8 protein-coding genes and 1 pseudogene are annotated in these 11,827 nt (G+C 44.0%); 4 read left to right on the forward strand and 5 right to left on the reverse strand.

Annotated features, from left to right (window positions below; genetic code table 11):
- Window positions 1–149 precede the first annotated feature (149 nt).
- Window positions 150–548: a DoxX family protein gene (locus DJ568_RS16645; protein ID WP_114006439.1), complete on the reverse strand. Its 399-nt coding sequence runs from the start codon at window positions 546–548 to the stop codon at window positions 150–152.
- A 90-nt stretch (window positions 549–638) separates the two neighbouring features.
- Here DJ568_RS16645 and DJ568_RS16650 point away from each other — a divergent pair, with 90 nt between their 5' ends.
- Together DJ568_RS16650 and DJ568_RS16655 are read left to right on the forward strand one after the other, a co-directional pair.
- Window positions 639–1,727: an acyltransferase family protein gene (locus DJ568_RS16650; protein ID WP_114006440.1), complete on the forward strand. Its 1,089-nt coding sequence runs from the start codon at window positions 639–641 to the stop codon at window positions 1,725–1,727.
- Between the two features lie 17 nt (window positions 1,728–1,744).
- Window positions 1,745–2,113 (forward strand): hypothetical protein, encoded by a 369-nt coding sequence (locus DJ568_RS16655; protein ID WP_114006441.1) that lies wholly within the window; start codon window positions 1,745–1,747, stop codon window positions 2,111–2,113.
- Window positions 2,114–2,117: 4 nt separating this feature from the next.
- Here DJ568_RS16655 and DJ568_RS16660 read toward each other — a convergent pair.
- Window positions 2,118–2,345, reverse strand: a pseudogene (locus DJ568_RS16660) (4a-hydroxytetrahydrobiopterin dehydratase); the annotation flags it as partial.
- Between the two features lie 158 nt (window positions 2,346–2,503).
- Here DJ568_RS16660 and DJ568_RS16665 point away from each other — a divergent pair.
- The gene (locus DJ568_RS16665; RefSeq protein WP_114006443.1) at window positions 2,504–3,103 is read left to right on the forward strand and encodes a TlpA family protein disulfide reductase; all 600 of its coding nucleotides are present in this window, start codon (window positions 2,504–2,506) and stop codon (window positions 3,101–3,103) included.
- Window positions 3,104–3,109: 6 nt separating this feature from the next.
- Complete coding sequence (locus DJ568_RS16670; protein WP_114006444.1) at window positions 3,110–5,365, forward strand: response regulator; 2,256 nt, start codon at window positions 3,110–3,112, stop codon at window positions 5,363–5,365.
- A 74-nt stretch (window positions 5,366–5,439) separates the two neighbouring features.
- On the opposite strand, the gene DJ568_RS16675 is transcribed toward DJ568_RS16670, so the two are convergent.
- From DJ568_RS16675 to DJ568_RS16685, 3 genes are all read right to left on the reverse strand, one after another.
- Window positions 5,440–7,428, reverse strand: a complete 1,989-nt coding sequence (locus DJ568_RS16675; protein WP_114006445.1) for a sialate O-acetylesterase — start codon at window positions 7,426–7,428, stop codon at window positions 5,440–5,442.
- 326 nt (window positions 7,429–7,754) lie between these two features.
- Window positions 7,755–10,106 (reverse strand): alpha-L-rhamnosidase-related protein, encoded by a 2,352-nt coding sequence (locus DJ568_RS16680; RefSeq protein WP_114006461.1) that lies wholly within the window; start codon window positions 10,104–10,106, stop codon window positions 7,755–7,757.
- A 234-nt stretch (window positions 10,107–10,340) separates the two neighbouring features.
- Entirely contained in the window at window positions 10,341–11,663 is a 1,323-nt protein-coding gene (locus DJ568_RS16685; protein ID WP_114006446.1) for a Gfo/Idh/MocA family protein, read from the reverse strand.
- Window positions 11,664–11,827 lie beyond the last annotated feature (164 nt).

An 11,827-nucleotide genomic window follows, 5' to 3' on the forward strand; every position in this document is an offset into this window, starting at 1 on the left:
TGCTGATCGATAACGCATAATAACACAATGATTATTGCCAGAGCTTGTTTTATAATAAAAAAATTTTATTTATAAGCATGCAATTATCCGGATCCTGACTAATGTGACATACTGTTCGATAGCCGCGCCGGCTGTAACCAAATTATTTTTTAGCAATTGCATTTGTTTCCTGTGCTCTTCCAGGCCCAGTAAATCAATACCGGCTGTAAGAATAGCCGCGTGAACCGTTTTGCATCGGTATCCAGCCCAAACGCATTGCGTTTGTTTACATACTGAGAGATATTGCCGGGAAATATGGCGGTAAAGAATACAGCCGCTGCCTTTCCAATAGTTTTTCGATGTTTTTTCGGGGCTAATATCAACGCGCTGCCCAACACAATCTCAGCAATGCCTGAACTCACCACCGTGTCATCCGGTTTTAGCGGGATCCAGTCAGGCACTTGCGCTTTAAATTCCTTACGGGCAAATGTTAAATGGCTGATGCCAGCAAATACAAGCCCGGCGCCAAGTGCAATTCGGGCTGTTGTTCTTAGCGTTTTGTTTTTCACATTTACTGATCTGCAAAAACTATTCCACCTATATCGTTACACCTCGTACTTCATAAAAAGTTTATCTTAGGCCGGCATATTTATAAAACAATGGGTGCAGAAAAATCAGCGGCAGAAACTCTAAAATCAAAACCGCATTTTGAAATACTTGATGGATTGCGGGGGGTAGCTGCTGTGGGCGTAGTTGTATTTCACTTTATGGAAATGGTACAACCCGATTACAGCAAAATGTTTATCGGGCACGGTTACCTGGCTGTTGATTTCTTTTTCTGCCTTTCGGGCTTTGTAATAGCTTACGCATACGATAACCGGATTAAAGACATGAGCCTGTGGAAGTTTTTTGAATCCAGGCTTATCAGGCTCCATCCCCTGGTGGTTTTTGGCTCTGTATTAGGACTACTTACTTTTCTTATAAATCCGTTTGCTGATGCAGCCACAGCATACAGCGCGGGTAAACTGGCGGCGATATTTGTGTGTTCGGTTTTAATGATACCATACCCGGTAATGCCCGAGGTGTTTTTTAATAATTTTAGCTTTAATGCACCGGCGTGGTCTTTATTTTGGGAGTATGTGGCAAATATAATCTACGCATTAGTTTTGCATCGCTTAAGCAGGAGCATACTATTTATACTTGCTATAATAGCCGCAGCGGGTATTGTTATAGTAGCGTATCGTGCCGGTAACCTTGCAGGCGGCTGGGGCGGGCCTAACTTTTGGGATGGCGGGGTACGCATTGCTTACACATTTTTGGCGGGGATGTTGGTACACCGTTCGGGCTTTGTTATAAAAAATAAGCTTGGCTTTGCTGCGCTTGCTGCGTTGCTGGTTATAACGCTGGTAATGCCTTATAATACCGACTGGAACAAGCTGGCCGAACCACTCGTGGTAATAATCTATTTTCCGTTGCTGGTTGCACTCGGCGCAGGCACGGTATTAACGCCGGCCGTAAAAAACCTATGCATTTTCTCAGGTAAAATATCTTACCCGCTGTATATGACGCATTATGCCGTTATGTGGATTTTCCTGAATTATTACACTACTCATAAACCGGGCACGGCCCTAGTGTCAGTGATTGTCATTGCAGGTGTTTTGCTACTCATAGGTTTCGCCTGGCTGGTAACTATAGTTTACGATACCCCAATACGGACTTACTTAAATAATAAAAGGAGCCGTAACTAAGTTATCTTTACAGCATAATGGAAGAATATCTTATCCAATTTGAAAGCTGGGTAAACAGTTTGGGCAAACGCTACGGTGTAAATCCGCTTATATTGGGTACCCTATACTTTTTAAGTAAAGTAAGCATGGTGTCTTTTTTAGGCTGGGCGTTTAAAAGGTTACGGCGCAAGCAAACAATACTGGTGCCTGTATTATTGGCAGCAGTAAGTTTTAGTGTGCCGTATACATATATAATAATAGCAGGCCGCAACATACCTGCCTGGGTATATTTATTTATAGTGCTGATGTTGGGTTATGGTGGGTTTGTAATTTGGCGAAAGGTAACTACCCGCGCTATTGAAACGGCTGCACTTCCGGAAACGGAACTGACCGAGAAAGATATATAAATCTTTAAAGTTCGTCAATGTCCGATGCTAGCGCCTTGTCTTTATCAGTGATGTCTCCCTGACTATGTGTGGACAACCAAATTTTCACTTCATTCCATTCGTTTGTCCATGTGGGATGATGATTGTGTTTTTCGGCGAGTAAAGCTACCCGCGTCATAAACGCAAAAGCTTCAGAGAAATTTGCGAATTTAAATGATTTGTAGAGTTTACCATCTGTTGTTTGCCACATAAGTTTTTCTTTAAGTTTTAATTAATATATGCTTTTATGTATAATATACTGTATACAAACACGATAGTATTGTCATCTCCATGTAAATACCATTTTTACATTTCTTAAACAACCTCATAATAACTTTTTTCGTATAGATTATAACGGAAATAACGCTGTTAGTGAGAAAAAAGTTAGTTTTTATTTGGTTAACCTTTTTGATAGTCGCCCTGGGTGCAATCTTTTGGTATAACGACTGGGTTTACCAATTACCTACCCCCGTTCCTGAACATTACAAAGCGGTAAAGTTTGGAAGCCAAATCACTAATGAGGGGGTATTAGATAAGTACGCGGCAAAGCCGGTGTTTTTACATTTTTTTAATCCGCGTTGTCCGTGCTCCAAATTTAACATTACTCATTTTAAAGCGTTGGTTAAAGAGTATGGTTCCCGTATAAATTTTGTTATTGTAGTGGTAAGTCCCCATCAATATACAGAAAAACAGATACAGGATAAATTTAACATTAATTTACCTGTAGTTTTTGATTCATCACTGGCTAGTGCATGCGGGGTATATTCAACACCTCAGGCGGTGCTGCTTGATAGCCGGCACCAATTGTATTACCGGGGTAATTACAACAGCAGCCGCTACTGTACTGACGAGAAAACAAGTTACGCTAAAATTGCCCTGAAGGGCCTGTTACAAGATAATACCCGGTTGTTTTTTAATGCCAAAGCATTAACAGCTTACGGCTGCGGCTTACCTGATAACTGTAAATATTGATTTTATATGAGTAATTATCAGGCTTTACCCACCACCAAAAAACAAACTTTAGGGTTAATTAACATGCAGGAGCGATCTGATCGCCTGATGAACTTTTTCCTGGCAGGATACTTTTTGCTCGGATTGGTCTTTGCAACTTTTTATGATACCTGGCTTATTGCCCTGGGCGTCGGCAGCATTTCGTTGCTGGCCTATTATTCTGTCAAAATAGCTTTACCGTCGTCTGATTTATACCAGTATGTTTTAAGCGCCATCCTAGGTGTTTTTATGGCTCAGTACATTTACCAGATGCACGGCCTTTTTGAAATGCATTTTTTTGCCTTCATTGGCAGCGCGGTTCTTATCTCGTACCAAAACTGGAAGCTTCAGCTTCCGATGATGACGGTAGTGCTATTGCATCATGCTGTATTTGGTTACCTGCAAAACACCGGCTTTCCTGAAGTATACTTTACCCGGCTAGATTATTTTGACCTCGTTACCTTTATTATTCACATATCACTGGCTGGTGCGATTTTTTTTATTTGCGGACTATGGTCGTTTTTGCTAAAAAAATATAATGATCAGCAGGTGCAGCAAACACTCACAATGGCCGAGTTGCAAAAGGAGGCGCAGCTTTCTTTGGAACGCAAACGAAACGAAGAGATACTGGAACAGGCCAATGCGAGGTTAACAGCATCAAATATTGAACTTGACAAAGCTCGCCAGGAAGCCGAAAAAGCAAATCAGGCCAAAAGTATCTTTCTTGCCACAATGAGCCACGAGATACGGACGCCGATGAATGGGGTAATTGGCATGGCGGCGCTATTGCAGGAAACACATTTAACAGAGGAGCAGCGCATGTTCACCGAAACGATAAGTACCTGCGGTGACGCTTTATTAAATGTGATTAATGATATCCTGGACTTTTCAAAAATAGAATCAGGGAATCTGGAACTGGAAAGTGAGGACTTTAACCTGCGCCAATGTATCGAAGACGTATTGGATATGTTTGGGCCGAAGGCCGCTAAACTTCAGCTTGATCTGATATATCATATTGACGAAGATGTTCCTTTACAAATAGTGGGAGACCAGCTACGTTTGCGCCAGGTGCTGATCAATTTGGTTGGTAATGCGTTAAAATTTACCGAATTCGGTGAGGTTTGTATCCTTGTTAAAAAGGAGGGAGGAGGGCCTGACTGCCAGGTGAGGCTAAAATTTGAAGTGCGCGACTCAGGTATAGGCATACCGCCTGATAAGCTTGAACGCCTATTTAAGGCGTTTTCGCAGGTTGATACATCTACAACTCGTAAGTATGGCGGCACTGGCTTAGGATTAGCCATATCCGAAAAGCTTGTGAATTTAATGGGTGGCGAAATAGGAGTTGTAAGCAAGCCGAACGAGGGATCAACATTTACGTTTACTGTTTGTACCGAACCAGGCACTAAAGTATTGGAGCCGTATACTTACTATAGTATGGGCGAGCAGGAAGGTAAACGGATACTTGTTGTAGATGACAACGCGACTAACCTGGCCATACTTCGCCGTCAGTTTGAGTTGTGGAAGCTTGAGCCAATACTGGCATATTCAGGGGAAGAGGCGTTAGAAATATTATCCAAAGATTCAGCGATAGATCTCATTATTTCCGATATGCAGATGCCTGCTATGGATGGCATTATGTTGTCAACTATAGTCAGAAGCCGTTATCCTGGGATACCTATAATTTTATTAAGCTCTATCGGGGAAGAATTTAAAGATGAAGAGCGGAAACTTTTCAACTCGGTAATGAATAAGCCTATTCGTCAGCATGTATTAAGCAAACAAATACTCAACGCGTTACAGGCGACTAAAACTACGCCCGCAGAACCGGTTGTACCCAAAAAGCTATCATCAAATTTTTGTGAACGTTACCCTTTTGTGCTGCTTGTGGCCGAAGATAACTTGATGAACCAGCATGTTATTATACATATTTTGCGGAAGCTTGGATACACGCCCGATGTTGTGAAAAACGGCCGTGAGGCGCTTGAGGCTGCAAATCAAAAAGATTATACGCTTATACTGATGGATATGCAAATGCCGGTTATGGACGGTTTAGAGGCCACCCGCCTGATACGGAAAACCCTTGTGCAGCAACCGGTAATTATTGCCCTTACGGCTAATACCATGCAAGGCGACGAACAGATATGCATTGACGCCGGCATGGACGATTACTTGGGTAAGCCGATAAGCCTGGAAGCATTAACAGGAAAATTGCAAAAATGGTATTCTAAATCGGCCACAAAATAAGTTCAGCTTATATGCTAATTATCATAATTTACTAAAAGTCCACGGCCTATAGCCGGGGACTTTTAATAACATAATTATCGAATTACCACATTCCAGTTATCTGATCTGAATGGCTCCATCGGTAAGCCTGCTGAGTTCACCACATTACAATCCATCGGGAAGTTTGTAAAGGCGTACCGTACCGCCTGTATGGGAAGCGGCGTGCCATTAGGAGCCGTAATTTTTACCTGGTTGCCGCTTAATACCGCGGTGCCCTGCCTGAATTTTTTGTCGGTGCCGGCTACAAAAAAGTATTGGCCAAGTGCTTTGCTGTTATTTTTCTTTAAGCCCTCGGCTGTGCCGGGTTTAAAACTTACAGTGGCTACATTGCCGCTTTGGCTAAACGCGGCATATTGCGGACCGATTGCCTGTACATTTTGGTTATAGTCATTTTTAAGCGCCAATAGCGCCAGCCGTTCGCCTATAGGCTTTTTTATACGCGGGTGTATCAATATTAGCTCGCCACAATCCAGTGTAATAGCCATGCCTGTTCCCGGTACGGCGCGTACATTGGCCTGTGCTTCCCTAAAATACGCATAATCATTTGCCACCGGGTTATCACCCCATGGGTTTGTTGAAAAAAACTTAGCTGCAAAAGGTGTCATCTGTACATAGTAAAATGGCAGTTGTCCTTGGTTAAAAATTTCGCGCCAGCTTTTTATCAGGGCCGAATTCAGGTTCGTATAGTTGCTTACCGGCTCATCATCCCGGTTGCTTTCGCCCTGGTACCATAATATGCCTTTAATTGCCAGGTTACGCAGCGGGTGTATCATGCCGTTGTACAACCGCGTTGCATTATTACGATTAAGGTTATTGTAATAGCTAAGCTTAGGGTCGGTTTGCAGGGTTTCTTTACTCACCCATTGCTCGGCTGCCGAACCGCCCGAGGCGGATATGACCAAGCCTATGGGTATGTTAAGACTAGTGTGAACTTTGCGTGCAAAGTAGTATGATACGGCGCTAATAGAGCCGGCGCCGTTTTTCGTCGGCGTACATACTATCCAGGGGTTTTTGCCCGCTAAATTTGCCTGTGGATTTGCATTGATAGAGTAGCCAACGGTAATAGCGCGTATCTGCGGATAATTCGCGGCGGCAATTTCAGCCTTATAGTTCTGTACACCTTCATAACCGAAGAACGGTGAAACCGAATCAACCGGCATTACCATGTTTGACTGGCCGGAGCATAACCACACATCGCCGATAAGCAGGTTGCTGAAAGTCACAGCCGGCCTGCCCGTAACCGAGGCCACTAGCGTTTGTGGCGAAGCGTTGGCAGAAGCGGCCGGTATAGCCAGTAACCATTGGCCCGAGGCGTTGGTAATGGTGCTTACCACGCTGCCATTCCAACTGGCTTTAACAGATACAACAGCGTTTGGAGAGGCTGTTCCCCATAATTTGAAGGGCTTACCGCGCTGTATCACCATATTGTTTTGCATTACATTGGCAACAGTAAAACTTCCGGCTTTAACAGTATCGCTCGCAGGCAGTTTGTTAAAGCCCCATAACTGCGCTGCCTCGCCCTTAAACGCTTTAAGCTGCACCATGGCACTGCCATTGCCGGTAATAGCAAGTTTGCTTGCTTTGTTGATAACCTTATAATTTTTGCCGCTTACCAATGCTATATGCCAAAGCTGTTCGGCATCATTGGTTTTTTTATTTTGTACTATAACCTGGGTTCCGTTGTGGTTATATGATTGTGCGTACAACCCGCTTCCTAAATTTTGTATCACATAATCGCTGGCACTCACCTGCGTTACCTTCCATTTTTGGAAAGCGGTACCTGCGTAAGCATTTAATTTATAAGTGCTGCCAATGGTTGTAGCGTTATTGGCTACTTCGGCCCAGTTACCTGCGCTGTTAATAAACTGATAAAAATCCTCGTCGCCCACGGCATTTAAAGTTAAGCCGGTAGAACTTGCTATTGGATCTTCAACATGCGGTTGAAGTTTAGTATCCGTTTTTTTGCAACTCTGGAAAATAAAAGCTAAGGCTATGGTAAGCCGGAAAAGTGATTTTAGGCGCATCAATAATTAAGTTTCGGTTAGTAGAACGTTTTATAGGGGTTTAATATACGTCGAATGGCTTTCAAACAAAATGTTGTAACAAAATGATTACCTTTTAAGTGAATTCTGATTTAGCAGCCGTGCACAATTCTTTACTCGATAGAAATTCAGGCGGCGGACACCCATATCGGCGCTACGTGCGGCAACCATGTTCGCTGGTTAAATAAACGCAAACAAGTTTTTCTCTGATTTCTAAATATGCTTATTCCCAGTTTCGGGCAGGGAAATTGCGCATTAATAACGCCGGTTCCTTCGCCAGTGAGCCTAACTCCACGCCAATTCCACTATTAAATTGAAAATGAATTATCTCCCGCTTTCAGTACATGCTCATTGCCTTTCCATACCAACTTACCAGAGGTGTTTTGCGGTAAACTGATTTTTATTTTCCATTTCCCTTTATCAAGCAAGTATGAAGCGGCCACCTTGCCGTTAGGATGCAGTATCTCGCCGCTTATTTTGGTTAGTGATCCCAAATGGGGCTCTATCCTAATTTTGCTAAAGCCAGGTGCATCGCTATCAATACCTAATATGGTCCGAAAGAATTCGATGTTTGGGCTGCTGCCCCAGGCATGACAATCTGAACGTGTATGTTCAACGTTCGAATCTTCGGTCCAGGTAGTCAAGCCGTACCTGATGTTCTCGCGCCAGATGTCCAGCCAGTTCATGTAGTCGTTACCCAAACCGGCTTTTACCAGCGCCTGGTGCAGGTAATACTTAAAGTAAATGGTGCATTGGGTAAGTGTACTGTCAGTCAGCATCTTTTTACCAAGAGCGGGCATATCAGCTTCATTTACCATGCCTGTTAGTATTGCGAGCGAATTGGCGTGCTGCGAGAAGGTGTTCTTTTCTTCCGAATCAGCATACATCATTTTTTCGGTGCTCCAATATCTTTGCCGAACGGTTTGCTGTAACTGGGCTGCCTTTTTATTATAGATATCGGCGTAGGCCTGCATACCCATTTTAGCTTCAAGCTGCGCAGCCCACTGGTAAGCCCATAGCAACTGCAGGTCTAAAATGGATGAACCGTGGTCGTCCTTTGGTCCGCCCATGTTCCAATTTTTACCACCAACCCAGTCAACAAATGTCCAGTATGGCGTGTTTTTGAGCGAGCCATTAGGTTGCTGATATTTTTGAAAGAAGTTGAGTATCGAGCGTGTGCCGGCAAGTTTATCCTGTAAAAAAGCCTCGTCACCGCGGTACATCCAGTAATCGTGCAGCATCCCGATATACCATAACGAAAACGTTGATATTACCTGGGTACCTTTTGTTGGATAACGGCTGTAAGTAACGCCCTCGGCCAGGCGCGAGTGGTCCATCAGGTTGATAGCGTTTCGTGCCAGGCGGTCATCACCCGCGTAATAGTACGATACCATGGCTTGTATACGGGTATCACCTATATATTGCAGTTGTTCATAGTAAGGGCAGTCGGTGTACGTTTCAAAAGCGTTAAGGCGTGCCGTGCGCCAGCCTATGTCCAGGATTTTTTTAGCTTCGGCGTCGGCGCTGTTATAAACCGCGTTCACTTTAAACGGGTATCCTGTAAAGGTTCCGTAAAGGTCGTCTATAACCAGCGGTTCGCTTTTGGTTGAAACGATTAACTCTACATACCTGAAGGTACGGAAGTTGAGATTGGTGTAAGATTGACCGGCATTACCATTTGAAATAATGCTGTCTTTGCGTCCTACAAACTGTTTGCCTTCTATCACATCCCTGTTGCCTTTGCGGCCCGACTTAGGGTCGGCATACATGGATTCGGCGTATTTGAGCGAGATGCCAGCGTTTTTGCCTTTACTGAAATTTAAAGTGACGTAAGCGTTTGTTAAATACGTTTGATCAAGCAGTAGTTTAACTGTTGTTTTAGCCGGAATAACCAATGTCGCTTTTGTACCCGGGAATGTTGCCGGCGCCTTAATTCCGGTAGCCTTACGTAATTTTGGAATGCGCTCATACTTTAACTCCATCTGCGGAAGCGGTGAGGGTACCAGCATCCATACAAAACCATCCCACTGCCCCTTTAGCTTAGGATCAAATGTATTGGCGGCGTTGGGCCAGGCGGTGTCATCAAAGCCGCTAGTTGTCCACCCCTGCACCACCGACCTATTCATATCTACCATTTCTCCGGTGCTGGCAGCGAAAAAGTAGCCTGGGATGGGACCGTAACCGGCATCTTTAAGTACTTTCCAGCTGTTACCTGTGTTAATTATTTCTTCGGCCGATGTATTACCTTGCAAAATAAAACCGGTGCGCAAACTAACCTGTGCCTCGGGGCGGTGCTGTGCCTCATTCCAAACCTGGGCCGCTATGATATTTTTACCTGCGGTGAGATACGGTGCAAGGTCAATAGTCTCGTAATTCCAGTAGTGCAAGTCGCCGCGCGCAGGGCCTTGTGATACCAATTTACTGTTGATATACAATTTGTAACGGTTATCGGCTGATACATGGATATAAAATGAAGCAGGTTTAGCCGCCAGTTCGATGTTTTTCCGGAAATAATATACCCCGTAATCCCGGCCTTCGTCGTTAGGCGCGGCTATCCATTTTGCATTCCACTCGCCACGGGTCGGTGTGTTTTGTGCACTGGTATTTTGTGTGTTTAAAAAAACTGTAAGAACTGATAGGACAATAAAAAACAATCTCATTTTCGGTTGTATAGTTGGGTGCTGTTCGTCCACAAAAGCGCTTGCAGCTATCATTTAATCTTTTTTTACAAAAAATTCAAGCAAGTACTTTATAGGTGTAGCAATAATAGTGAATACGATTTTCAGAGTGTCCTGAACTATCATGAACATATGCGCTGTATCACAGATATATTACAATACAGTGGGGCTGCTATATAACAGAAATGCCCGGTTGATATAGCCCGGGCATTTGGTTTAACCTTTAGGTATTTTATAACCGTTGTGGTAGCTTGCCGATAGTAATTTGTTGGCATCGCTATTGGTAAATAGTTTTTTGCCATCGTCCCAGTGCAATTTATCACCTACACGATAGGCGATATTGCCCATTTGCGATATGGTAGCTATATGAGCCCCGGCTGTAATAGGACATTTAAGTTCATCAAATTTACGCGAGCGTATTACATCAAAAAAGTTCTGACAATGCTTTACAAGGCCTTGATCTGTAGGTTTTTGTAGTGGCACGGCTTCCATAAGCGCTTTGTCGCCTTTTATCTCCGGTATAACTTCCCAGCCGTTACGGTTTAGCACCAGGGTGCCGTTGTTACCTATAAATGCCACACCATGATCGCGCCCGTAAGGGCCGCCGGCTATGCCCATGGCCTGCTCCCATTGTATAAAAAAGTCATCGTACTCATAAACGGTTGTCATGGTGTCCGGTGTTTGCTGTGCATCATCCGGGAAAGCGAATTTTCCGCCCGTGGACGTAATGCTCTTGGGCGAACCCGCTTTCATAGCTATCAGGGCGAAGTCTATCATGTGCACACCCCAGTCTGTCATCAGGCCGCCGCCAAAATCCCAAAACCATCTAAAGTTAAAATGAAAACGATTTATGTTAAATGGCCTTTTAGCTGCAGGTCCAAGCCACATATCATAATTTACTCCGGGCGGGGTAGGGATGTCAGGTTGTTTTGGTACCGAATCTTTCCAGCCAATGTAGGCCCAGGCTTTAGCCGATCTTACCTTTCCGAGCTTGCCCGACTGAACAAAATTCACGGCGTCCTGGAAATGCTGTACGCTGCGCTGCCATTGGCCAACCTGTATAGCTTGCTTATATTTTTGCCCGGCAGCTACCATAGCAGCACATTCTACTACCGAACTGCCTGCGGGTTTTTCTACATATACATCTTTACCGGCCTGCACCGCCTCTACCATCATCAGGCAGTGCCAGTGATCAGGCGTACCTATAATAACGGCATCAATATCTTTGTCGGCCAGTAATTTCCGATAATCGGTGTAGGTTTTAACTTTAATATTATCTTTTGCCAGTTCGGCGACGCGTTTATCAATCAGGCGCTGGTCAACATCGCAAATCGCTACAGCTTTTATACCCGGCAAACCGCGCATAATATTCAAATTATACCAGCCCATCCCGTTGATGCCTATCAGCGCAAGGTTTATAGTATCTGATGCTGAGTATATTTTGCGTGGCGTGCCAAATACGTTAAGAGGCAGCACACTTGCTATACCTGCCCCTGCGGCCAGTATAGACGCCTGGCCCAGGAAATTCCGTCTTTTCATTGAATATATTTTTTGCAAGTTATAAGATATGAGTTTGCTTAATTGGTACAGTAAAAGTAGCGGAAGTTTTTATCCCTGCACAGTTCATCATAAAAAAGATACACAACAGGGGTTGATAAATACAATTTTTGATATGGAGCCTCAGTTGCTTTAGCATCAAAGGT

It is taken from the genome of Mucilaginibacter hurinus, assembly GCF_003324525.1.
Taxonomy (GTDB): domain Bacteria; phylum Bacteroidota; class Bacteroidia; order Sphingobacteriales; family Sphingobacteriaceae; genus Mucilaginibacter; species Mucilaginibacter hurinus.